Below are 23,408 nucleotides of genomic sequence, written 5' to 3' on the forward strand. Positions count from 1 at the left end.
TAAGCTGCGGTTCACCTCACCTTTTCGATAAAGTAAAAAAAGTAAAAGTAAGCCGCGAACAATGTTTTCATGGCCTAAACATATTCATCTTAGTTTTCTAAAGAAAACATTATTTGAAAAAAAATCGGAAAACGATTGTCTAGGCCCTGATCAAACCAAAAGTGGTGGTGTTATGCTTTTCATCCTGAATGCCCTCGGCAATAATAAGTAAGCCCTTAGACTCTAAAGCCTCTTTTGAGCTAATAACGGCTGCCTGAGAGTCGCGGCTATTCTTAAGTTCGTCTATGGCTCCGGCCGTACTCGAGCTGGCAATGAACTTTATATGACTGTATTTAGAAAAGAAATGTGTAGTTTCTTTAATGGCCATGGGGTGCGAAAAAACCTTGCGAATGCTCTTTATCGTGTTTGGTTTTAGACTCCCCAAACACAGATTTACAGGCAGCTCAAATTCCTCTATCAATTGAAGCCCTCTTTGGCGTATGGTTTCGAGATTATTGCCCACCTGACCGGAGTGTGAGTTTCTGAGGGCAACGAGAGCCTGTTTTATTTGACCATCTTTCAATGCCTTAAAGATGGTTTCAAAGTTTTGAAAATAGGCAAAACTAAGGTGAGGCAGGAAGCGCTTTCTTGCCAGATCGTGAAAGGTATTTTCCGGACCCAGTAGTCCCAAGTCAGTCATTAGGTAAATTTAGGTTTTGTTCTTTTTTGTTGAACACCTCAGTCTGTGTTTTCACTGACTGTTGGTGTAATAATCTTAACACTTCTACTACAAACTGGCGATCAAGGTTTAGCTGATCGGCCCATTCTTGTCTCGACTGAAAAATTTCTTTCCAGCGGCTAAGTTGAAAAATGGCTACGTTATTTTCTTTTTTAAACTCACCAATTTTTTCAACCAGGTTCATGCGCAGATTCAAAGCCTCCAGCAGTTCCCGGTCGGCCTGATCTATTTGTTCTCGAATGAGCTCCAGTTGGTTAATGATGTTTTCTTTAGTAAACACATCGTCTCGTAGCAACAAACCATTGATAAGGTCAGGAAGGTTGGCTGTGGCAATTTGCTGGGCGGCATCACTCCAGGCCGCATCAGGTTTGCAGTGCGACTCAATCATTAGCCCGTCATAGTTGAGGTCTAGCGCTCGTTGGGCAATTTCAGCAACCAGTCCACGATCGCCCGCAATGTGACTGGGGTCACACAAGAGTGGTAACTCCGGAAACTCACTCTTCAGATCTAGAGGTATTTGCCACATGGGCACATTTCTGTATTTGTTTTTCTGGTAGCTATGAAAGCCCCGGTGTATGGCTCCTAGCTTACTTACTCCGGCTTTGGAGAAGCGCTCTAGCGCTCCTTTCCAGAGCGACAGTTCCGCATGAATGGGGTTCTTTATAAAAACGGGTAGTTCCGAACCCTTAAACGACTCGGCAAGTTCTGCCACATTAAAAGGGTTTACGGTGGTTCGGGCACCAATCCAAACCAAGTCTACTTCATACTGGTGAGCCAGCTCAACATGTTCGGGAGTAGCTACTTCCATGGCAAATTTAAAAGGAGTCTCCTTTCTAAGGGCTTGTACCCATTGCAATGCGCGTTCGCCATGTCCTTCAAAATTCCCTGGGCGAGTCCTGGGTTTCCAAATACCACCCCGAACAAAGTCTACCTTATCAATAATAGGGAGAACACTGTTTCTCAGTTGCTCCTCCGTTTCTACACTGCAAGGGCCTGAAATAAGCAAAGGTTTATTGTATTGAGGGTACCAGTCTTTAAGTTCGCGCACAACCATTCTATTCCTGTTTTACAGAGCCTTAACAAATGTAGAAAGGTATTGGTTTGTTGTTATATTTGCCGACCGAAAATCGCCTATGGAACTAAAGAAGTTTGTTGATTTTGATGAGCTGGAAGTGGCTTTTCGTGCTAAAACTGATGAAGCTCTCAAAAAACGTCATTTCATTTTTTCTACCATGCAATGGCCATGGTTGGTAAAATTGGGTACAAGCCTTACCAAGTTTGCACTAGCCACCGGGCTTCCTGTAAAGAAGCTCATAAAATCTACCATCTTCGATATTTTTTGCGGAGGCGAAACGCTTGATGGCTGCCAAAGATCCTCCAACGAACTGGCAGCTTTTGGAATAGGGGCCATCTTCGACTACTCAGTAGAAGGAGAAAAGTCTGAAGAGGGATTCGACCAGACAACCAATGAGATACTTCGCACCATAGAGAGGGCAGGGGAAATGGAATATATCCGTTTTTCGGCCTTTAAAGTAACGGGGTTGGCTTCTTTCGATCTGCTCGAAAAAATTCATGCCGGAGAAAAACTTACTCAGGAAGAGGAGGCTGCTTACGCCCGTGTCTTTGATAGGGTAGACAGAATTTGCCGTCTGGCCTATGAAAAGGATGTTTCTGTATTGATTGATGCCGAAGAAACCTGGATTCAGAAGCCAATTGATGAGATATCTCAGAAAATGATGAGTATCTACAACCGCGAAAAAGCACTCATCTATTATACTTTTCAGATGTACTGCCATAGCATGCTCGATAACCTAAAAAGTATGCACAGGCAGGCCGTTGATAGCGGCTACCGGTTGGGGGCCAAATTGGTTCGCGGAGCCTACATGGAGAAAGAACGCGATCGGGCTGAAGAGTTGGGCTATAAAGATCCTATTCAACCCAACAAAGAAGCAACCGACAGGGATTTTGATCTGGCGGTAAGGTATTGCGTAGAAAATATCCACCAGATCGGTCTTTTCTGTGGTACCCACAACGAAATTTCTAACTACAAACTCACTCTTGTTATGGACGAGTTTGGCTTGCAAAAGAATGACCACCGTATATACTTTAGTCAGCTATATGGCATGAGCGATCATATTTCGTTCAACTTGGCCGATGCAGGTTATAATGTAATAAAGTATGTGCCGTACGGTCCTTTAAAAGCAACTATTCCATACCTTATTAGAAGAGCCAATGAAAACACCTCGGTGAAAGGGCAAAGCGGAAGAGAGCTTAGCTTGCTTAGAAAGGAGATGAGCCGAAGAAAATTATTTAAGAAACAACTAGGCCATCAGGATAAATTTTAGTTCTTCCTGAGTCTGTTCGTATTATCCTGTTGAATCATTAACTTTGCGCTCCAAAATTTTGAAGCGTCATGCAAGCACTAAGCGAACAGGAGATACAAAGAAGACAAGAAAGGGAGGAACTAGAGCAACTAGGCATTAATCCTTATCCATCAGAAACATTCGAGGTTACTGCCTATACCAAAGAGATAAAGCAGAATTTCGAAAAAAATCCTGAGCAGTACAAAGAGGTAAGCCTTGCCGGACGCATTATGAGCCGAAGAATTATGGGTTCAGCATCTTTTGCTGAACTGCAAGATTCTGAGGGCAGAATTCAAGTGTATCTGAGGAGAGATGACCTTTGCCCGGGAGACGATAAAACACTCTATAATACCGTATTTAAAAAGGTATTGGGCATAGGAGATTTTATAGGCATTAAGGGCTACGCTTTTAAAACCCAGGTGGGAGAAATTTCAGTACACGTTACTGAGCTCAAGGTTTTGGCCAAATCGTTGAAGCCACTTCCATTGCCAAAAACAGATGCCGAAGGCAAAGTGCATGATGCCTTTACCGATCCTGAACAACGTTACCGTCAGCGGTATGTTGATTTGGTGGTAAACCCGCACGTAAAAAAGACCTTCGTACAGCGCACGCAATTGGTAAATTCTATGCGCAACTTCCTGACCGATAGAGGGTATCTGGAAGTAGAAACCCCCATTCTTCAGCCCCTGTATGGTGGAGCTGCCGCCAGACCGTTCAAAACCCATCACAATACGCTCGATATGACTCTTTATTTGAGGATAGCCAATGAGCTATACTTAAAGAGGCTTATAGTAGGAGGTTTCGATGGTGTATTTGAGTTCTCTAAAGACTTTAGAAACGAAGGGATGTCGCGTTTCCACAACCCCGAATTTACCCAGGTAGAGCTTTATGTAGCTTATAAAGACTACAATTGGATGATGGATTTGGTGGAGGAAATGATTGAAAAGGTGGCGCTGGACCTTCATGGAACCACCGAGGTGCAGGTAGGAGAGCATAAGATCAACTTCCAGAGGCCATGGAAGAGGTTTACCATGTTTGAGGCTATAGAACACTTTACTGGGGTTGATATTTCTCAAATGAACGAAGATGAATTGAGAAAGACGGCCAAGGAACTAAAGGTTGAGGTGGACGATACCATGGGCAAAGGAAAACTCATCGATGAGATTTTTGGTGAACACTGCGAACCAAAGCTCATTCAGCCAACTTTTATTACCGACTATCCGGTAGAAATGTCTCCTTTGGCCAAGAAGCACAGAACCAAAGAAGGACTGGTAGAGCGTTTTGAGGCTATTTGTAACGGAAAGGAAATTTGCAATGCATTCTCTGAATTGAACGACCCGATAGACCAGAGAAAGCGCTTTGAAGAGCAGCTGGAGCTTGGCAAGCGTGGAGACGATGAGGCCATGGTTTTAGATGAAGACTTCTTGCGCGCACTGGAGTATGGAATGCCACCAACGGCCGGCTTGGGAGTAGGCATTGATAGACTTTCCATGATTATGACCAACTCCAACTCCATACAAGATGTATTGTTCTTCCCTCAGATGAAACCTGAAAAGAAGGTGTCTGTGGAGTTGAGCGAAGACGCAAAAGGAGTACTGGATGCTCTGAAGGCTGCGGGTGTTACCGATCTTAATGTATTTAAAGAGAGTACCGGGCTTTCTAACAAGAAATGGGATAAAGCCATAAAAGAATTGACCCGCAATGGGTTGGCCAAAGTGCAAAAGACTAACGATACACTTACAGTAGAGCCGGTAGCCTAATCGCTACAACAATTCTAAAGATCCTCTTAAAGTACCGGACCAAATAAGGTCGCAGTCTTTGAGAGGATTTTTTTACCGCAGTCCTTTAAAAGAAATCTAGCATTAGAAAGAGGAGAATCCACCTCGGTTGTTTTCAAACTGGCTTCTTCTGCGGCTTATTTTCAGGTCTTTCAGTACGGAAGACTTAATCTGAATATCGATAGTATAAGAAGTAAAGGCACCAAATGGAATCCAGTTGCCTCGCATTTCCCAACAACCTAAGTCTCTATACAAACCAATAGAAGTGGTGGTGAATTCTTTTTCGAAGAAATCGTAGCCGGTATTATATGTGATTTGCCATTTTGGAGTAAGAGCCACCTGTCCATGAGCCTTTACCGACTGACGTGTTACCTGGTTGGTGGGTGTCCAGCGATAACTGTAGTCATAGCTCAACCGAATGTTCCAGGGAATTTCCACATCCACATAGGCATTTGGGTCATAAAAATATTCACCCATTTGGGCTGCCAGTGCACCACCGCCATCGTTTAACGAGCCATATTCGTTCTCATTATTGTTGCCAAAGCCATCACCCCCGAAATCTCCAACACCAATACTCTCGCCACCAAAGCGTCCACCACCTCCCATAGGGGCCGAAGCTCTCGAATTAAGGTTAGTGGAAAGGGAGAATCGGGCACTTGTGATTCTGCCCAGCCCCTGGCCGGATCGAATGGCCAGTACATCAACAGGCCGTAAAGTGGTTACACCTTCAGAGGTTTCGGGCAAATAGGCATAAGGATCGAGCGTTGCCCCCATGTTGATGTTTAGTTTTCTATCGAAAAGGGTGGTTCTGGCAGTGATTTGAATGGGGGATAGCCTGAATGAATCGGCTAAGAAGTTATAAGAACCCTGTAAATTAAGGCTTTCCAGTAAGGCTACTTTCTCCGACTTGGCTGTGTCGCTCTTTACTTTCATTTCAAATTTATTATTGAGCGAAAAACCTAAGGCAGCAGACTCTCCCAGACTTGGTGTACCAAAGCGGAAACCATCGTATTTAGAAAGCAATCGGAATCTTCCCCCTCCGGTGGTGTCGGTTTGTACGAGCTGATAATAGCCATACTTTGGATCACTAAAATCAGGCCTGTAGCTAAAAGAAACTGAAGGAGTCATGATATGGCGGATGGCTTCAACCCTGCGACTTCTCTTAAAATTGAACATGCCATAAAGCTGGGTGGTCATTCCAATACCGGCCGAATAAGTCATCGATCTGGAAAAACCATTGATGGTGTCTATTCTCACAGCATTCTGGTCTTCGAGAAATTCATATTGCAGTTCTTCCAGATACCAGAGTTCTTCTATTTGAAAAGAAGGCGAAAAGTTAAGGTAGGTTAGTGCCGAAAAGGAGGTGGAAACATCGATGTTGTGTCGGGCACCGTTCTTTGCATTGTCCAGTAGTTCTCCTAAAGTGTCAAAACCAACGGCAATGGTGTCGTTTGCCTCAGCTTTGTTGGCAATTTGAAAACCCGCACTTCCGGGTCTTACAATGTTTGTGATTTGGTTCGATGCATTAAATCGCCAGCCAAAGTTGAACCTTTTTAAAAGGTCAATGTCTGAATTTTGCAAAGGGTATACCCGGTTCATGTTCAGCGACATTTCCGGTAGTGAAATGTCTATGATCCCAGTCTGTACGTTTTGGTTGTGGCGGGCACTAAAGGAATAGCTAAATGGTGAGCGAGGTATTACCCCACTATACTGCACATTCGACCTAAACTCCGACCGTATATTGTTCTGAAGGTTAACGGTACCCAGGTTGTTCTGATTGTAGGTGCTTGTTCCTGCGTTTACACTGGCCGAAAAACGCCCGTTGCGCCCTCTGGAGTCGGGTCGGTGAGACCAAGAAACCCAAAAGTCTTTAGAGTCCAAGGCATCTACTTCATAGTCGGGTGTAATGTTGCGATTATAGGTAAGGTCAAACTGCCCACTGAATTTATAGCGTTGCTTATATACCGATCGGATACGAGTAGCCCAGCTTCCTTTGGAGTAATAATCGGCTGTAACTGCGGTATGAATATTATCGTTCCAGGCAAAGTAATAGCCTCCTTCTTTTAGAAAAAGCCCTCTTCTTCGTTCATCTCCATATTTAGGAAACAGAATGCCAGAGGTAGATTCTTGCGTGTCCGGGAAATAACCAAAGGGAAGCCCCAGGGGAGTGGGTATGTCGCCTACATACAATAGAAAAGGGCCCGTTATCACATTTTTACCCGGGTTAATTTTAATTTTTGAAGACTTAATGTAGGTGCCTGCATCAGGGTCGTCCAGACAGGGTATAAATTTGCCGTCCTTTATGTATGCACTCTGATCGGCATTTCTTTTCACTACACTGCCGCGCAAATGGCCATCTTGCTGTTTGGTGGCCACACCTTTAATTATGGCCTTTTGTGTTTCAAAATTGTAGCGAATCTCTTCGGTATCAAAAATATCAGGGCCATCCTGAAAAATTGGTCTGCCCACCCAGTTGCCCAGCGAGTCCTGAATACCGGTGGCCATTAGCTCGTTCTTGTTTTTATCTATAGTTATTCTTTCTGCAACCAGCTTTATATTACCATATTCAATTTTAGCGTTTCCGTAGAGGTAGGTTTGGTTGGTAAGCAGTTTGGTGATGATGGAGTCTTCAGCGTAGTATTTAATGGTGGTTTGAATCCCTCCAACCACAACCTGTAGCGAATCGGAAATACCCGGTACGGTGTCGTTTTTAACCGGTTGTTCGGCTTCGGCACGATTTTGTCTACTTTCTTGTCCGGCTCTTATAAACTGAGCCTTCAAAGAAGAAGTACAGAGAATGGCTAAAACAATGAAGAATATTTTCCCGTTTGAAAACACGCTGAATTTCGGTTTTTCCGAATTTTTAAGATTTTTGCGTAAAGTTATCTCAATCAGCCGTTTCATGCGCATCGAAGTGAAATTTTATCTGATTCCTTTAGTTCTTTTAACACTTCTGGTGGTATGCCCGACTGTTTCGCCCGCACAAACGGCCAAAAAGAAGTATAAGGTAGTTTTAGACCCCGGACATGGTGGGAAAGACTCCGGTACAAGAGGTTCCAAACTTTTGGAAAAGGATGTGGTTTTGGCCGTTACTCTTAAAGTGGGAGAATATCTTGAAAAATATACCGATGACATTGAGGTGATTTTTACCCGCAAAAAAGATGAGTACAGTCACCCCAAAGTTCGTGCCACGCTAGCCAACAATATGGAGGCCGACTTGTTTGTGTCTATACATGCGAACGCCATGCCTGCCGGCAACTCTCATGTTTATGGTACTGAAACCTACGTGATGGGAACCAAAAACGAAGGAAGAAACTTTGAAGTAGCAAAGCGTGAGAACTCTGTAATTCTTCTGGAAGAAGACTATAAAGAGCTTTATCAGGGTTTCGACCCCAATGCTCCGGAGGTAAATATTATGTTCGAAATTATGCAGGAAGCATTTCAGGAAAACAGCATTTTGTTAGCGCAAAACATTGAGGAGCAGTTTTCTAAGCGTGCGGGCAGACACAGCAGAGGGGTAAAGCAATCGAGTCTTTGGGTACTTTGGAACACAGCAATGCCAAGTGTTTTAATAGAAATAGGTTATCTTACCAACCCGAAAGAAGAGCGAGAGCTTTCTACCCCTGAGGTTCAGGAGTATATTGCTTCGGCCATTTTCAGGGCTATTCGCGACTATTTCGAGTATCAGAAAACGTTAGATAACTAGTGGCTAAAGGTAAAGAATTCAAAGTTGGTCTTTTTGTAGTGCTCATGGCAGCATCGCTCTACATTGGGTTTAATTACCTTAGAGGGCTCGATGTCTTTTCTCCGCTTACCACATACTATGTGAAATATCCCAATGTAAGTGGGCTCAACAAGGGTGACAGGGTTATTCTCAATGGCCTTGATGTAGGAAGCGTAATAGAGAGGCGTTTTTCTAACGAACAGTACAATGAAATTTTAGTAACGCTGGCTATAGATAAAACCATTAAGCTCACCGATAGTACCCTGGCCAGATTAGCTAAGCCTGATTTTCTTGGAGGAATTGAAGTGCAGTTGGTATTGAATTCCGGAGGTACTCGGATACTGGAAAAAGGCGACACGCTGATCGGAGAAATTGATGGAGGTATTACAGAACTACTTACTCAGGAAGGCCTCTCGGCAGCCAATCAACTCACCGCCTTGGTGAATAGAATAAACAATGTGTTGGAGCCATTTGCTGAAAAAACGGATGCCATTGCGGCAGCCATAGATAATTTTAAGAAACTTTCAGATGGGCTGGTTGTTACCAACGAGTTGGCCCAGACCTCAATGAAACAGTTCAACCTTAGGCTGGAATATGTAACAGATTCGCTCGTGGCGGCCATGGGAGGTGTAAAGCCTCTAATGGACGAATACAAAAAGCTGGGCGAAAAGCTCAATGCGGTTGATGTGGAGAGCAGGCTGGAACGAATCGATTCGGTGCTTTATTCTACGCAGAGCTTCCTTGCCCGACTCAACTCTGATGATGGTACACTTGGCAAGCTGCTTACCAACGACTCCCTGTACAATACCCTGAATCGGACCATGGCCGATTTAGATAGTCTGATGATCGACCTGAGGTACAATCCTAAGCGTTATATGCACTTCTCTATTTTTGGCAGAAAGAACCGTCCGCCAGCCGATAGTAGGAAATCAAACAGGTAGTGCAAAAACAGTAGCTCCAATTTCAAGTTTGAAATCTGAGGGTGCAGGTCTATTTTTAGCCTGTAAACCGTAATAGAAATTGAGCAACTCACTTAAAGGAAATGGATTTAGAATTCAATAAAAATGACGACAGCATGCGTCAGCTGCTTTTTCAGTTAAATACCAAACTGAAGAAAGTTAAACTTGGCGGAGGAGAGAAAAAGATAAAAGCACAGCACGATAAAGGAAAGCTTACTGCCCGAGAGCGTATCGACTACCTTGTTGACGATTCTGATGATTTTATTGAAATAGGAGCTTTTGCCGGAGACGGCATGTATACCGAAGTTGGCGGATGCCCCTCAGGTGGAGTGGTCACAGGAATAGGAAGGGTTAGTGGACGTCAATGTGTTATTGTGGCCAATGATGCCACTGTAAAAGCAGGAGCCTGGTTTCCAATAACTGCCAAAAAGAATCTGAGGGCTCAGGAGGTAGCCATGGAAAACCGGTTGCCCATTATTTATCTGGTCGATAGTGCAGGTGTTTTTCTTCCCATGCAAGATGAAATTTTCCCCGATAAAGAACACTTTGGCAGGCAATTTAGAAACAACGCCCGGATGTCTTCTATGGGAATTATTCAGGTAGCTGCCATTATGGGAAGTTGCGTGGCCGGAGGAGCCTATTTGCCCATTATGAGCGATGAGGCAGCTATTGTAGATAAAACAGGCTCCATATTCCTGGCAGGCTCTTATCTGGTAAAGGCCGCCATTGGCGAAGATATTGATAATGAAACTCTCGGAGGAGCAACCACCCAAAGTGAGATTTCGGGAGTAACCGATAACAAGTTTCCTAATGATGAGGCCTGTTTGGACTACATAAAATCCATTTTCGATAAAATTGGGGAATTTGAAAAGGTCGGTTTCGACAGAAAGGAACCCCGACTGCCGGAGAAAGATCCCAATGAACTCTATGGAATAATGCCTCAAGACAGGGTGAAGCCATACGATGTGCGCGAAATTATAACTCGTCTGGTAGATGGCTCGGAGTTCGATGAATACAAAGAGAAGTATGGCCAAACCATAGTATGTGGCTATGCCCGAGTTGATGGTTGGGCTGTTGGAATTGTAGCCAATCAGCGGGTTGTGGTTAAGTCGAGAAAAGGCGAAATGCAAATGGGAGGAGTGATTTACTCTGACTCTGCCGATAAGGCCGCTCGATTTATAATGAATTGCAACCAGCGGAAAATTCCTTTGGTGTTCCTGCAGGATGTAAGCGGATTTATGGTAGGCAGCCGTGCCGAACACGGTGGTATTATCAAAGATGGCGCTAAAATGGTCAATGCAATGGCTAATTCGGTAGTACCTAAGTTCACCATTATTACAGGCAATTCATTTGGAGCAGGCAACTATGCCATGTGTGGCAAAGCCTATGATCCACGCCTCATTTATGCCTGGCCGACCGCACAAATAGCGGTAATGAGTGGAGCTTCTGCGGCCAAAACCTTGCTTCAGATAAAAGTATCTACACTAAAAGCCCAAGGTAAAGAGATAAGTGAGGAGGAAGAAAAGAAACTACTCGATGAAATAAAGGCTAGCTATGATGAGCAAATGAGCCCATATTACGCTGCCGCCCGTTTGTGGGTAGACGGTATTATTGACCCCAAAGACACCCGAAAAATTATATCTAAAGGAATAGAAGCTGCTAATCATGCCCCCATTAAAGAAGCATTTAATGTAGGAGTGATTCAGACATAAGTATGGAAGAGACAAATCATTTAAATAATAGTGAGCTCAAGGCATTGGTGTCATTGTTAGACGATGACGATGTGGAGGTGGTTCAGCATGTAGAGAATAGAATCATGGCCTTGGGAACCTACATTATTCCTTACCTGGAGTTTGAATGGGAAAATAGCTTTAACCCGGTGGTGCAAAAGCGCATAGAAGAGTTGGTGCACAACCTGCAGTTTGAGTTAACAAAAGAAAAGCTCTATGCCTGGAAGGTTCAGGGAAACCACGACTTATTGGAAGGCATGTGGCTGATAAATACCTATCAGTACCCCGATCTGGAATTAGAGCAACTCAGTAAAGAAGTAGAACAAATTTATTATGACGCCTGGTTAGAGTTTAAGACGGATTTACACCCTGTAGATCAGGTAAAGCTGCTCAACTCGGTAATGTTCAATAAGCTGAAGTTTGGAGCAAACACTAAGAACTTTCATTCGCCAGGAAACTCCATGCTCAATGTGGTATTGCAAACCCGAAAAGGTAATCCAATATCGCTTTGCATAATCTATATGTTGGTTGCTCAAAAGCTAAAAATGCCAATTTATGGAGTCAATCTGCCCAATTTGTTTGTAATGACTTTCAAGCAAGGCGATGTGCAGTTCTACATCAATGCCTTTAACAGAGGCTTGGTGTTTTCTAAAAAAGAAATTGATGAGTACATCACTAACCTGAGGTTGCCTCCGAACGAAAAATTCTATGAGCCTTGCACTAATCTGGACATTATTGCCAGAGTGTTACGCAATCTCATGAATGCTCATGAAAAACTGGGTAATAATGACAAGGTCAATGAAGTGCAGCAGATGCTCTCCATTATAGAAGCCAGCAAAGAAAATCAGTAAGCAATAACCGTGGTTAAGGGAGTGTCTGCCGGCAGAAAAAGCTTGTATAGAGATACTCCCTCATCTCTCTCAATAATTTTTCCTTCACCGTAGGGCCTGTCCAGGTTCTTAGTGATGAGTTGTTCTGCAAAGATTAACTGAGTTCGGCCGTGCAATTTGTACAAAGCCTCTTTGGCACTCCATACCCGGGTTAGGCGATTAATATCTCCATCTACCCATTTGCGTTCGCTGGAATGAACAAACTTATGAGCGATTTTGAGCACCTGCTCACGCTCATGTTCAATATCAATACCTATGGGGCCATTGAGGTTTATAGCTGCGGCAGCATAACCCTTAGCGTGCGAAATAGATAGCCCTATGCTCTCGTCTACCAAATGAGGTTTGCCAAACTTATCCTTATAAATCTCGAAATCGCCAAACGGCTCTAGTAGAACCCGCAACGCACAGCGTGCGGCCAGCGATTCGATTCTGCGCGATTCTACTTTTATACTGTTTAGCTCCTCATCCTGAATGGTCAGGTTCAAAAACTCCTGCAGAGTGTCGGCCTCCTCTTCAATTTGCCAAATGGCAAAATGAACACTTTCTTCTACTTCACCTTTTTTAATAATAGGCATCTGCTTTCTAAGTTTTTGGTTGGCGGCTGCTTAGCTTTGCAACGGATAATTCAAAGGCCAAAGATATGTCTAAAATTCAAGTCGCTAAAGTAAATACTCTTGCTGCCCATCAGGATTGTGTTTACGCCTTAGCACCAGGGCCCCAACCACATGTGTTCTTTTCTTCGGGTGGCGATGGTGTAGTAGCCCAGTGGGACCTTACCAACCTCGAACAGGCAAAGATGGTAGCTAAAGTGCCCAATTCTGTATATGCCCTTTGTTATTATTCCCAACGCAATGCACTCATTGTAGGCCAAAACTTCGATGGCATTCATATTATCGATCTTACCGAAAAGAAAGAGAAGGGGTCAATTAAATTGGGTAATGCGGCTATTTTCGATATAAAGGTAATGAACGATCATATTTTCTGTGCATTGGGCAACGGAGAGGTTCATGTGCTGGATATTGCCACACTTCAAACCTTACGGGTTATTAAAGCTTCCGACAAAAGTGCCAGATGTATCGCCATTAGTCCGAAAAACAATGAGTTGGCAGTTGGGTTTAGCGATAATTATATTCGAATTTATAACCTGCAGACATTCAGTAAGAAAAAAGAGTTTGAAGCTCATAAAATTTCGGTTTTTACCGTACAATATTCACCCGATGAGCGTTACTTAATCAGTGGTAGCAGAGATGCCCACCTGAAGATTTGGGAGGTGAACCAAAGCTATGAGCTCAAACAAGCCATAGTGGCTCATATGTATGCAATTAACCACCTGGTTTTTAGTGCTGATGGCAAACATTTTGTAACTTGTAGCATGGATAAGTCGATAAAGGTCTGGGATGCCGCGACTTACCAACTCCTTAAAGTAATCGATAAGGCAAGGCACGCAGGGCATGGCACCTCAGTCAACAAAGTGCTTTGGTCAAACTTCAACAACCTATTGGTATCGGCAAGTGACGATCGGAGTATATCCGTTTGGAGTATTAATTTTAATCTTTCTGAGGAATGAATATTACACCATTAGAAATTAGACAAAAGGAGTTCGAAAAGAACTTTAGAGGTTATGACAAAGACGAAGTCAAAGCCTTTTTGAATTCGCTTTCCCTGGAGTGGGAGAAGCTCAACGACCTGAATAAGGAGTTGAAATTTAAGTTGGAAGCAGCGCAAGAAGAAGTGAAAAAACTACGTGAAGTAGAAAACTCGCTTTTCAAAACGTTGAAAACAGCAGAAGATACCGGGGCCAATATGATTGAGCAAGCCACAAGGACTGCCGAGCTGCACATGCGCGAGACAGAGATGAAGGCCGATGCCCTGATGAGTGAGGCTAAATCCAGAGCCAAGTCGATTATCGAAGATGCTGAAGATAAGGCGCGTATGATTGTGGACGATATGGAAGATGAGATTCGTCAGTTAGAGCAGGTGTTCAGAAGCTTGGATGCCAACAAATCGTCTTTAATGAGCGATTTGAAAATGCTGGCTGAAGATATTCTTTCAAAACTCAGCCGACACGAAGATTTTCCGGCCGACATTAAACCCCACCTCAAAAAAGCAAAGGAGTTAGCAAGGGAGGTCAATGACAATGTGGCTCCCGTAGATGTGAATAAAATCATCGCCCACAACGAGAAAAAAGAAGCAGAGGCCAGCATTGATGAAATGGTGGAAGATTCTGACGATGAGGAAACCATTGCTATGGTAGAGGCCATTGATGAGGCCCCGGAAGCCGAAACTCAAAAAGAGGAAAAGGTGGAAGAAGAGCCCAAAGCCAAAACACCTAAAGAAGAACAAATGGTTGAAGAAACCACTGAGAAGAAAGAGAAAGGTTCTTTTTTCGATCAGTTTGATTGATTCAATTAGCTCACTTCATAGCATAGATGGTGTATTCACTGTCGAATGAGTGAGGATATTCATTCCAATATTTAAACGAATCGATGAACAAAGATATCGTTGCACTGGAAGGCATGGAGTTCTATGCCTTTCATGGTTTTTATGAAGAGGAGAGAGAAAAAGGCAATTATTTTGTGGTGGATGTTGCCCTCACTACTTCTTTCGAAAAGGCCGCTGAAACCGATGAACTTTCCGGTACCGTCAACTACGAAGAACTGCATGCGCTAGTGAAAGCCGAAATGGAAATCCCAACCAAGCTATTGGAGCGCGTGGCCGGCAGAATTATTGAAAAATGCTTCGAGCAGTTTCCAACAGCTTCAGAAGTGAAGGTGTCTGTAGCCAAGAAAAATCCGCCTATTGATGCTAAAATTGAGCAATCCAAGATAACGATGATCCGGGCACGTAAATAGTCCGTGATTTTGTCATTCCCGTCCCGAAAAAAATCGGGAAGAATCCCCAAACCCTTTTCAAAACAATTGAGACTCCCGATCAGGTCGGTGATGATGATCCAATTGAAATTTGGGGTTTGTTCAACCTAAAAAGGTTTTTGTCCCGACTTGACGGAGATATCTATCCCGCTTAATCATGACTTTCATAATTAAGTTTTAGGGTTACTCATTTAGATCGCATTTGTTAGATCCAGTATACTAGCCACAAGCTGTGTCCTCACAACGTGATTTAACAGCCATTTGTGAGGGCACAAACGGAGGCAAGGTTCAGAAATATACTTCTTGCGACTTAAATAAGTAACCCTATTAAGTTTTGAACAGCATTTTTAAAAACAATCCGCCATCTTGCGGCCTTTCTAAGAAATGACTCCAGCTCAGGCCGAAATATCCAAGCTTATTGATCTTCTGAAAATAGAGAAGGACGAAGACTATGCTCAGTATCAACAAAAGATGCTGAACACTTCTCTTGAAGAAAGAAGAAGACAAGGGGTTACCTGGTATCCGGTGGTAAAGGCCAATCATTTCATAAGTACCGGTGAGCGCTGGACCGTTGAATTGGAACGTACTTCACACCTAGAGCAAAATCACGCCTTTCAGTCGGGAGCGGTGGTCAGTTTGTTTCTAGGGCAAGATGAAAGGGATAGCACTACTCAAGGGGTTATCAGCTTTATTCGGGATAACAAAATGAGGATTGTCATTAACGATGACGATTTGCCCGATTGGATTGGCGATGGAAAGCTGGGAGTGAACCTGCTCTTCGATGAAGGCAGCTACCGCGAAATGCACAAAGCACTTATGGAAGTGCTGAAGGCAGAAAACGGACGGCTGGCTGAGTTGCGAGAGATAGTTTACGGGGCTAACCGGCCGGCCTTTAAAAGCGGATATGATTTTCAGTCAGTCAACCTTAATGAAAGTCAGAATCAGGCACTCACTAAGGTTTTTAATGCCAGAGATGTGGCGATAATTCACGGCCCACCAGGCACAGGCAAAACCACCACCCTTGTCAATGCCATTAAAGAAGTGGTAAAAACCGAGCGACAGGTGCTGGTTTGTGCCCAAAGCAACGCGGCAGTAGACCTGCTGGTTGAAAAGCTAGATGTACTTGGAATAGAAGTGCTGCGGCTCGGCCACCCGGCTCGCCTTACTCCGGAGGTAATCGAAAATAGTCTGGATGTCAAAATAGCTAACCATGCTTATTTTAAGGAGCTTCGCGAGATAAGAAAGCGCTCGGAGGAGTATCGGAGAATGGCCGGCAAGTATAAAAGAAACTTCGGCCATGAGGAGCGTATGCAGCGCAATCTGCTTAGGAAAGAAGCTAAAATGCTCAAAGAAGATGCCGATAGAATTGAGCAGCACATTACCGAAGATCTCATGGATAGGGCGCAAGTCATAGCCTGTACTTTGGTCGGTTCAACCCATTCGCTGGTCAATGATCGTGTCTTCAAAACCGTTTTTATAGATGAGGCTTCCCAAGCGCTTGAGCCTGCGGCATGGATTGCCATTCGCAAGGCCTATCGTGTAGTAATGGCAGGAGATCACCAGCAGCTACCGCCCACCGTCAAGTCGATAAAGGCAGCAAAGGAGGGACTAGAGAACACTCTGTTTGAGAAGGCAATAGGATTACCTGAAGCTACTGTTATGCTGCAAACGCAGTATCGAATGCACCCGGATATTATGAGGTTTTCCAGCGATTACTTCTATGAAGGAAAACTCAAAACGGCCAGTGAGGTACTGGAGCGCACCTATGCAATGGAGTTGGAGCACTTTGTGTTTATAGATACTGCCGGAGCAGGATTCACCGAAAAGGTGAAAAAGCAGACCCTTAGTACATACAATGAAGAAGAGGCCGCTTTGTTGGTCAAACATTTAGGTGACAACATCTTACCGGATACTTCCATTGGCATCATTGCTCCATACAAAGCCCAGGTAGAGGTTTTGCATGACTTAATAAAGGACAACCCTGCTTTTGATGAGGTACGGGAGAACATTACCATCAATTCAGTCGATGCGTTTCAGGGGCAGGAGAGAGATATCATCTATATCAGCTTAACCCGGTCTAATGATAAAAGTGAAATTGGGTTTCTCAAAGAGTACCGAAGAATGAATGTGGCCATGACTCGTGCCAGAAATCAGTTGGTGATTATTGGTGATTCAGGAACTCTTGGTAAAGACAACTTCTACAATGCGGTACTGGACTACGCCCAGAAAACGGGAGGATATAAAAGCGCTTTTGAGTTTTTGTATTGATTGCTTTTACGTTGGAAACGCGATATCCATAAGTCCTCGTTACAAACGAAGACTAGTTAGTGAGTAAAGGCCACACCAATAATGGCCGGTACCAAAAGATGATTACAATCCTAAAAGGACGCTGAGCTTGCGTAAGACTCAAAGTAAGTACGAATTTCAAGCTAACGAATATCTATAGAAATAGCATTCTTATCATGCGATTGAAATAATTAATGTTGAATTATTTGACTATAAAAAAAAATAATTAGGTGAATTAAAAAAAACAACATACCTTTCGTTACTTTCAATTCCGGAAGAAGAAAGAAGGAAGTTCATCCTGCCGTTTGGTGCCCGAACAAAAGCACACAATACTGATTACCAGAATTCGAATTCTCTTAATCCTTACCGTGTTTGCTACTGCTCTGAGGAGCAACAAAATGGGGGTTACCGAAAACCCTGGAGAGAGTAAGGTTGATTTTACATAATCAGAATGAAAAAATCATAACTTTTATCGTATTAATTGGCTTCTTCCTAGTTCCTAATCTTTCAAATGCAGACTGCACCTTAACAACTGCAGAGGGCACAGATGGAAGGTGTTTTTTGAGTGGAGGAGAATACAAGTGTAAAGCCAGAGAAGAAGATAAGCACTGTTTCGTTCCCACTGGAGAAGTAGAGGAAGAGGCCGGGCAATAATTCAGTAGTCCCGATATAACGCAAGTCAATTCGAATGAAGGGCATAGAAGCCCTTCATTATTATTTAATAGTCACGAAAACTTTCATGAAGAACCAATTACTTATAGCAACAATATCTTTGTTTTTCCTTATCTGCTGTGATAACAAGAACACAGAGGAACTGACTTATATCGGTGATGACAATATTGAAGTTCAGGTTGTAGGAACTAAAAGTTTCCCTCTGGATTCCATAACAAGCTCAACTTCACTCATAGAGTACTTTGAAGTTGAGAATAACGGTTATTTGGGACTATTAAATACCAATTCGAATTCCATTTACATATATGACTATGATAGTGAATCCATTTTAAAAATATTATCATTCCCTATTCAGGGTCCGAACTCTGTTGGCAGAATTGAAGGCTTTCATTTTCACAATTTTGATAGTCTATTTATTCATTCTCAAAATTCTCTTAGACTTTACCTGAGTGATACTACTAAAACTATTAAAAGAAGATATGACCTTAGTAATTCAAAAGGACTCGTGCCTTCAAGCTCCTTCTCAAATGATATGCCTATGTTCTTATACAAGAACAATTATTATATCAATGCATGGGGTCATCAAAAAGAATACTACAATAACACAGAATACCCTAACAGCTTATTACTAAAGTTAGACTTAGAGACAGGAAATACGGAAAGAATCTTATCCTATCCTAGTACTTATGTGGGTACGGGGGTTTGGGGTATCCAATTTCACTTTATGTGGAATGCTTATGATTCGAAAACTGGTGAGATCTCGCTAAGTTTTCCAATAGATAGGAACCTTTACTTTTTCAATCAGGCTGGTGAACTGAGTAATTTTAATGCTAGCTCAAATCAAATTGATAAAATTCGGCCACTATCCGAAAAAGATAGGTACCTGCCAAGCGATCCTTTTCAGGAGCTAAAAGTCTTCCAAACACAAAGCACCTATTACAGTGTTTATTACGACCCGTATAACAAACTATGGCTCAGGTTTATTAATGTGAAGATGAATGAAGATGATTTTGACTCCAAGCACCCAATTAGAAGTAGAAATCAAAACTTGAACGTTGTTATGCTCGACTCTACTAAAAGTAGAATTGGTGAAGTGAAATTGAGTCGTGATTTTAAGTACTTCTCTAATCCAACATTTATAAATGAAAAAGGTGTTCACATCAACGTGGGCAAGTTTTCGATTGAAGATTCATTACATTTTGACATTATTAAATTCATTAAAAATGACTAAAAAGGTAAGCATATATCTAATTGTAACATTTTCAATTTGCCTTCTTATTTCTTGCTCCAATTCATCAAACCGGAATGTCATTCAATCTTTAGATGACATGGGCATTATTCTCGAACCAAATATTTCAAGAGTGTTTTTGATTCCTAATGCTGGTTGCCCGGGATGTACCACCTCGGCAGAAAGTTTTATGGTGCTGAATTTAGAGTCACCCGAAGTTATTTACATTCTAACGAACTTTACTTCCGTCAAAAACATTACATCAAAATTGGGAAAAGATGTAATTGAATCTTTTAATGTGCATTTAGATACTGAAAATATCTTCTATACCAATGGTGTCATCACCCCATATCCAATAATTTATCATATAGAAGGAGGTAGAATTACTAAATCCGACACGGTTAGTCCATATTCACCTAATAGCATTGCATCACTCGAGTTACACATAAATGAATAAGACGAAGATATTTGAAACCCCGCCTTTTCATTAATTTTCAGGCTAGGCTACAAAAAAGGGAAGGCCACAAGCGCTTTTGAGTTTTTGTATTGAAACCTAGGGCCTGAGCTAGAAACGCAATAGTCACTAGTCCTTATTGCAGATTAGGGCTATATAGGTGCTTTTGAGTTTATTGAGGGCCAAAATATTCTTAACTGGTTCTCACTTCTTTTTGGGTTTTAAAACCTCATTCTCCCTCAGAAACTGAGACTTATGGTATTCTTCTGGGAGAACGTCCAGATATCCGATAAAGTAACCTAAGTCATACCATGTTTGTGAGATACTTTTTGAACCATCTCTGGCCTTTTGAGGCTTTGGTATCCCGTCTTTTAATAAAAAAGCCTCAAACCTATTCTTTCTTTTGTTTTCAAACTCCACAATACAGGCTAGTGTTTCTGTGTGTATATCAAAGTACCAATAGGCATAACTTGGTTTAGTTCCTAAATGTACATTCAACGAACTTAAACTTGAATCATACTCTTTAAGAGAAAGGTGAAAGAACCTGTCTGAATTACTTATCTGAATAATAAGGATGTCATTTTTAAGATCGTAAGCCATGTTGTTAGAATGCGTTTTGTTTTCTGAGGACTTGTTAATAAAGTGACCCATGGAGAAGTATCTGGTTGAGTCAAACTTGTGTTTAATTCTGACGTCATTCTCAGTTTCTTCTAACAGAAATTCTTTTTGTTTATGGTGAAGGTATACCCATTTCTTTCGGTTCGGTAGCTCAAAATCGGGCGTTCTGGACTCAATAACTTTAAGTGCACTATCTGAGATTTCGATTTTGTGGCTTTGGTTTCGGGTATTCAGTATTAAAAGAGATTCTTCAATAAGGAGGTAGTTTTGAACTTTAGTGTTGAAAGATAAGATGTGAATAGTTTCTCCTGAGTTTGCTACTAGTCGGATTGATTTTTCGATGACAATCAACTGGCGATCGTTTTTCAGGTTTATTTTGTGAGGGTCATTCACCAATAAGAGGCCAATAACAAGACTTAAATAAATATGGATCATTTGAATGTGTTTTCTTTTAGAAGTTCTGTGATGTGTTCTTTTTCATGCGGGACATTAGCTAATGGTATATGACAACTTATATCCTGTGTTTTCGGCTCTTTTGTACTGGGGAAAAAGAGTACAAATTTTAAATGGCTTAATTTTCCTTACTCGATATGTGATACTTGACTATTGACCCATTGGAAGAATTGAACCCTATTAAGTATTTAAGATCAGCAGTGATGGAAAAGCAGTTGAAGGCAAAATATCCTTCAAAAAATATCTTTCTTGTCACTGTAATTTTATTGTTTTTATCCAGAATGGCCTCAATAATAAAGTTCTTCTTTACGCCATTCTTTGAACCTAAGGGAGGCAAAGAAAAAAAGATGTGGTTGTCAACAATATCAATGTCATAGAATGTGGTTTGAGCGTATGCGGTATTTGCAGTGCTGGCATTTATCTTTCCTTCTATATCAAGTCCAGCCAGCCAATCTTGAACCACCGGAATATGGTCTAAAGAGTTTTCGCCAAGTAGAATTCCTTGATCATCATAGATGTCCACATTCAATCGGTTCAACAGATTAGCAGTAACTATTTTTTGTTCAATTACTCGGACGTGCATATCGGGAAATCCATCTTCCTTAATCAAGGGTTTGCCAAAATCTCTCTTGCTATTGGTTATAGAGTACTTTGTAAATGGTAATTCATGCTGGCCAATGACTTTGCCAATTATATCAGAGCCTAACACATCAAAGTCTCCGGAGTTAAGCTTAATGTTTATGGTTTTCAGTAGATCGCCATTCAATGAATAGTTCAATAGTTTGCCGCCCCAAAGATCCTGCACAAATAAGGTTGAATCGGCCATTGCAATATTTTTTATACCCTTTATTTCGTTTGGTCCGGATCCAGCCTCACCGATTGTCCTTAAGAATTGAAAGTTACTGTCGAGGACAAACACTCGGTTTGAGTTTTTGTCGCTAAAAAACATGAATTCATCATGCAGTTCAATATCCCCTATTTGACCGAAGAGTATTGAGTCGTTTAGCTCGTAGAGTTCCGTAATCAGCTTAGCCTCTGTTATTGGAATTGGTTTTTCTTCAGAACATGAAACGAAAGGAGTCCATAACAACAATAAGAGAAACTTATAGTACATCTGTTTTATCCATTCCGAGGTATCTTGAGTTTTAAATGTTAACATATTGATTCTTTTTGTAAATGAAACAAGCCCCTCATATACAGAGCCGACTGGGCTGCAGCTCACCTTTCAATCCCCGGTCAAATGCCTTATGCTATACCATTCGGCCGGACTACATTCAGTTTTTTGTGGAACATATTTGACATAGGGTTCACATATTGCTCTATCTCACGCAAATGAAGAAGTGATAAATGGAGTTAAGGTCATCATATAAAAGGAAGGTGTAACAAACCCTGACAGACAAGTTGCTTAGTAAAGCATTCCATCAGCAGAGAATTGCTGGCACTTACATTAGTGTACCTTAATTAAGCCGCCTAAACCAATTAACTCTAGTGTCACTCAAGGACTTTGTAAGTACTATTGATTTAACACGTTAGTCTAATTTATCTGTTTTTTTAGGAAAAACTAAGAGAAGCGGTTCTAAAATAATAGAAGTTGATGTATGGTCTTCATCTATAGGTGATGCTTTATTACTAAAATATTTCTTGAGTAAAGACAACTTCTACAATGCGGTACTGGACTACGCCCAGAAAACGGGAGGCTATAAAAGCGCTTTTGAGTTTTTGTATTAATGTTTCTAGAAGCTCTCCTGAATCAAATCGAAATTAATAACAGCACCTGCCACAGTGCCAGAAGATACGGCTACCGATACGGCTCTCATGTTAGAAGCATCGCCACATGCATAAACGCCTGGTACGGAGGTCATTTGCTTTTGATCTACTTTGATTAGACCCTGTTCCGTAATTTCACAGCCCAGACTTGTCGCAATATTGGTGCCTTGTTCAAAATGCGGACTATGGTAGAGTGCATTGATTTGGTGTGTATTGCCGTCTTTTAGAACTACTGCTGAGATTTGGCCATTCTCTTGCTCTATTCGTTCAATTTCTGTTTCTACAAGAGCGATGTTGTTTCTTTTTACTGCGGTTAGCTGCTCAGTAGGCAAATCGATTTTACCATTGGTAAAAATGGTGAGTTCCTGGGTTAGATTTGAGATGAGTTGTGCATAGTGAAAAGCTTTGTCGCCATTGGCTAGTATACCTGTCGGTTGCCCATGAAACTCATAACCGTGGCAGTATGGACAATGGATGACCGATTTTCCCCAGCATTCGGCAACTCCGGGAATATCGGGTAGAATGTCTTTAATGCCAGCAGCTAGTACAAGCCTCTTGCTGGTAAAAGAGCCTTTGTCTGTTTCTACAGTGAAACCCTCAGGTGCTTTTTCGGCACTCAATGCCAAGCCGTCCAAAAACTCTACGGTTTTGTATTGTTGAACTTGCTCCTTCGCAATTGCACTGATTTCAGCAGGTTTTCGACCATCATGTGTAAGGAAATTTTGGGAGTGCGGAGTAAAGCGATTGCATGGCTTTCTGCTATCAACCACCAGCACTTTTCTCAACGATCGGCCTAAGGCCAAAGCTGCTGAAAGGCCGGCATAACTGCCTCCAATAATAATAACCTCAAATCTTTGCATCCTTTAGCTTTTAGACAAAGGTAGTAGCTTAAATTATA

At 42.1% G+C, this 23,408-nt stretch carries 19 protein-coding genes; 12 read left to right on the top strand and 7 right to left on the bottom strand.

What is annotated here, in order from left to right; all coding sequences use genetic code 11:
- Window positions 1–139: 139 nt before the first annotated feature.
- Together IE164_RS11080 and IE164_RS11085 are read right to left on the bottom strand one after the other, a co-directional pair.
- On the bottom strand, window positions 140–679 hold the full coding sequence (locus IE164_RS11080) for a prephenate dehydratase domain-containing protein (RefSeq protein WP_189630302.1): 540 nt from the start codon (window positions 677–679) through the stop codon (window positions 140–142).
- Window positions 672–1,772 carry a chorismate mutase gene (locus IE164_RS11085; RefSeq protein WP_189630303.1) on the bottom strand — a complete coding sequence of 367 codons (1,101 nt, stop codon included), beginning with the start codon at window positions 1,770–1,772 and terminating at the stop codon, window positions 672–674. The genes IE164_RS11080 and IE164_RS11085 overlap by 8 nt, the downstream gene beginning before the upstream one ends.
- Window positions 1,773–1,851: 79 nt before the next feature.
- Between IE164_RS11085 and IE164_RS11090 the strand changes: the two genes are divergently transcribed.
- Window positions 1,852–3,063: a proline dehydrogenase family protein gene (locus IE164_RS11090; protein WP_189630304.1), complete on the top strand. Its 1,212-nt coding sequence runs from the start codon at window positions 1,852–1,854 to the stop codon at window positions 3,061–3,063.
- 68 nt (window positions 3,064–3,131) lie between these two features.
- The gene (lysS, locus tag IE164_RS11095; RefSeq protein ID WP_189630305.1) at window positions 3,132–4,841 is read left to right on the top strand and encodes a lysine--tRNA ligase; all 1,710 of its coding nucleotides are present in this window, start codon (window positions 3,132–3,134) and stop codon (window positions 4,839–4,841) included.
- A 102-nt stretch (window positions 4,842–4,943) separates the two neighbouring features.
- Here lysS and IE164_RS11100 read toward each other — a convergent pair whose 3' ends face one another.
- Complete coding sequence (locus IE164_RS11100; RefSeq protein ID WP_189630306.1) at window positions 4,944–7,769, bottom strand: putative LPS assembly protein LptD; 2,826 nt, start codon at window positions 7,767–7,769, stop codon at window positions 4,944–4,946.
- Here IE164_RS11100 and IE164_RS11105 point away from each other — a divergent pair.
- The 4 genes from IE164_RS11105 to IE164_RS11120 all read left to right on the top strand — a co-directional run bounded on the left by IE164_RS11105 (window position 7,762) and on the right by IE164_RS11120 (window position 12,123).
- Window positions 7,762–8,565 (top strand): N-acetylmuramoyl-L-alanine amidase family protein, encoded by an 804-nt coding sequence (locus IE164_RS11105; RefSeq protein ID WP_189630307.1) that lies wholly within the window; start codon window positions 7,762–7,764, stop codon window positions 8,563–8,565. The two genes, IE164_RS11100 and IE164_RS11105, sit on opposite strands and share 8 nt — an antisense overlap.
- Complete coding sequence (locus tag IE164_RS11110) at window positions 8,565–9,524, top strand: MlaD family protein (RefSeq protein ID WP_189630308.1); 960 nt, start codon at window positions 8,565–8,567, stop codon at window positions 9,522–9,524. The genes IE164_RS11105 and IE164_RS11110 overlap by 1 nt, the downstream gene beginning before the upstream one ends.
- A 101-nt stretch (window positions 9,525–9,625) precedes the next feature.
- Window positions 9,626–11,254: an acyl-CoA carboxylase subunit beta gene (locus IE164_RS11115; protein WP_189630309.1), complete on the top strand. Its 1,629-nt coding sequence runs from the start codon at window positions 9,626–9,628 to the stop codon at window positions 11,252–11,254.
- Between the two features lie 2 nt (window positions 11,255–11,256).
- Window positions 11,257–12,123: a transglutaminase-like domain-containing protein gene (locus tag IE164_RS11120; protein ID WP_189630310.1), complete on the top strand. Its 867-nt coding sequence runs from the start codon at window positions 11,257–11,259 to the stop codon at window positions 12,121–12,123.
- Here IE164_RS11120 and IE164_RS11125 read toward each other — a convergent pair.
- Window positions 12,117–12,737 carry a 4'-phosphopantetheinyl transferase family protein gene (locus tag IE164_RS11125; protein ID WP_189630311.1) on the bottom strand — a complete coding sequence of 207 codons (621 nt, stop codon included), beginning with the start codon at window positions 12,735–12,737 and terminating at the stop codon, window positions 12,117–12,119. The genes IE164_RS11120 and IE164_RS11125 overlap by 7 nt on opposite strands.
- 65 nt (window positions 12,738–12,802) lie before the next feature.
- Between IE164_RS11125 and IE164_RS11130 the strand changes: the two genes are divergently transcribed.
- The 6 genes from IE164_RS11130 to IE164_RS11155 all read left to right on the top strand — a co-directional run bounded on the left by IE164_RS11130 (window position 12,803) and on the right by IE164_RS11155 (window position 19,675).
- On the top strand, window positions 12,803–13,729 hold the full coding sequence (locus IE164_RS11130) for a WD40 repeat domain-containing protein (RefSeq protein ID WP_189630312.1): 927 nt from the start codon (window positions 12,803–12,805) through the stop codon (window positions 13,727–13,729).
- Entirely contained in the window at window positions 13,726–14,565 is an 840-nt protein-coding gene (locus IE164_RS11135) for a DivIVA domain-containing protein (protein ID WP_189630313.1), read from the top strand. Before IE164_RS11130 ends, IE164_RS11135 begins: the two co-directional genes overlap by 4 nt.
- An 83-nt stretch (window positions 14,566–14,648) precedes the next feature.
- Window positions 14,649–15,014 carry a dihydroneopterin aldolase gene (gene folB, locus IE164_RS11140; protein ID WP_189630314.1) on the top strand — a complete coding sequence of 122 codons (366 nt, stop codon included), beginning with the start codon at window positions 14,649–14,651 and terminating at the stop codon, window positions 15,012–15,014.
- 402 nt (window positions 15,015–15,416) lie between these two features.
- Window positions 15,417–17,300 carry an IGHMBP2 family helicase gene (locus tag IE164_RS11145; protein WP_189630315.1) on the top strand — a complete coding sequence of 628 codons (1,884 nt, stop codon included), beginning with the start codon at window positions 15,417–15,419 and terminating at the stop codon, window positions 17,298–17,300.
- Between the two features lie 706 nt (window positions 17,301–18,006).
- Window positions 18,007–19,221 carry a DUF4221 family protein gene (locus IE164_RS11150; RefSeq protein ID WP_189630316.1) on the top strand — a complete coding sequence of 405 codons (1,215 nt, stop codon included), beginning with the start codon at window positions 18,007–18,009 and terminating at the stop codon, window positions 19,219–19,221.
- On the top strand, window positions 19,214–19,675 hold the full coding sequence (locus IE164_RS11155; RefSeq protein ID WP_189630317.1) for a hypothetical protein: 462 nt from the start codon (window positions 19,214–19,216) through the stop codon (window positions 19,673–19,675). Before IE164_RS11150 ends, IE164_RS11155 begins: the two co-directional genes overlap by 8 nt.
- Window positions 19,676–19,876: 201 nt before the next feature.
- Here the strand turns inward: IE164_RS11155 and IE164_RS11160 are convergent, their stop codons facing one another.
- The 3 genes from IE164_RS11160 to IE164_RS11170 all read right to left on the bottom strand — a co-directional run bounded on the left by IE164_RS11160 (window position 19,877) and on the right by IE164_RS11170 (window position 23,370).
- A complete protein-coding gene (locus IE164_RS11160) occupies window positions 19,877–20,725 on the bottom strand; it encodes a hypothetical protein (RefSeq protein ID WP_189630318.1) in 849 nt (282 codons plus the stop codon).
- A gap of 136 nt (window positions 20,726–20,861) precedes the next feature.
- A complete protein-coding gene (locus IE164_RS11165) occupies window positions 20,862–21,902 on the bottom strand; it encodes a 6-bladed beta-propeller (protein ID WP_189630319.1) in 1,041 nt (346 codons plus the stop codon).
- A 574-nt stretch (window positions 21,903–22,476) separates the two neighbouring features.
- Window positions 22,477–23,370: an NAD(P)/FAD-dependent oxidoreductase gene (locus IE164_RS11170; RefSeq protein WP_189630320.1), complete on the bottom strand. Its 894-nt coding sequence runs from the start codon at window positions 23,368–23,370 to the stop codon at window positions 22,477–22,479.
- Window positions 23,371–23,408 lie beyond the last annotated feature (38 nt).

Origin of the sequence: Roseivirga thermotolerans (assembly GCF_014653175.1) — a bacterium.
Lineage (GTDB): Bacteria > Bacteroidota > Bacteroidia > Cytophagales > Cyclobacteriaceae > Roseivirga > Roseivirga thermotolerans.

What these genes read in the sequence shown, in the direction of transcription:
- IE164_RS11080 (WP_189630302.1), bottom strand. Translation starts at nt 679, where the DNA reads ATGACTGACTTGGGACTACTGGGTCCGGAAAATACCTTTCACGATCTG.
- IE164_RS11085 (WP_189630303.1), bottom strand. Translation starts at nt 1,772, where the DNA reads ATGGTTGTGCGCGAACTTAAAGACTGGTACCCTCAATACAATAAACCT.
- IE164_RS11090 (WP_189630304.1), top strand. Translation starts at nt 1,852, where the DNA reads ATGGAACTAAAGAAGTTTGTTGATTTTGATGAGCTGGAAGTGGCTTTT.
- lysS (WP_189630305.1), top strand. Translation starts at nt 3,132, where the DNA reads ATGCAAGCACTAAGCGAACAGGAGATACAAAGAAGACAAGAAAGGGAG.
- IE164_RS11105 (WP_189630307.1), top strand. Translation starts at nt 7,762, where the DNA reads ATGCGCATCGAAGTGAAATTTTATCTGATTCCTTTAGTTCTTTTAACA.
- IE164_RS11100 (WP_189630306.1), bottom strand. Translation starts at nt 7,769, where the DNA reads ATGCGCATGAAACGGCTGATTGAGATAACTTTACGCAAAAATCTTAAA.
- IE164_RS11115 (WP_189630309.1), top strand. Translation starts at nt 9,626, where the DNA reads ATGGATTTAGAATTCAATAAAAATGACGACAGCATGCGTCAGCTGCTT.
- IE164_RS11120 (WP_189630310.1), top strand. Translation starts at nt 11,257, where the DNA reads ATGGAAGAGACAAATCATTTAAATAATAGTGAGCTCAAGGCATTGGTG.
- IE164_RS11125 (WP_189630311.1), bottom strand. Translation starts at nt 12,737, where the DNA reads ATGCCTATTATTAAAAAAGGTGAAGTAGAAGAAAGTGTTCATTTTGCC.
- IE164_RS11130 (WP_189630312.1), top strand. Translation starts at nt 12,803, where the DNA reads ATGTCTAAAATTCAAGTCGCTAAAGTAAATACTCTTGCTGCCCATCAG.
- IE164_RS11135 (WP_189630313.1), top strand. Translation starts at nt 13,726, where the DNA reads ATGAATATTACACCATTAGAAATTAGACAAAAGGAGTTCGAAAAGAAC.
- folB (WP_189630314.1), top strand. Translation starts at nt 14,649, where the DNA reads ATGAACAAAGATATCGTTGCACTGGAAGGCATGGAGTTCTATGCCTTT.
- IE164_RS11145 (WP_189630315.1), top strand. Translation starts at nt 15,417, where the DNA reads ATGACTCCAGCTCAGGCCGAAATATCCAAGCTTATTGATCTTCTGAAA.
- IE164_RS11150 (WP_189630316.1), top strand. Translation starts at nt 18,007, where the DNA reads ATGAAGGGCATAGAAGCCCTTCATTATTATTTAATAGTCACGAAAACT.
- IE164_RS11155 (WP_189630317.1), top strand. Translation starts at nt 19,214, where the DNA reads ATGACTAAAAAGGTAAGCATATATCTAATTGTAACATTTTCAATTTGC.
- IE164_RS11160 (WP_189630318.1), bottom strand. Translation starts at nt 20,725, where the DNA reads ATGATCCATATTTATTTAAGTCTTGTTATTGGCCTCTTATTGGTGAAT.
- IE164_RS11165 (WP_189630319.1), bottom strand. Translation starts at nt 21,902, where the DNA reads ATGTTAACATTTAAAACTCAAGATACCTCGGAATGGATAAAACAGATG.
- IE164_RS11170 (WP_189630320.1), bottom strand. Translation starts at nt 23,370, where the DNA reads ATGCAAAGATTTGAGGTTATTATTATTGGAGGCAGTTATGCCGGCCTT.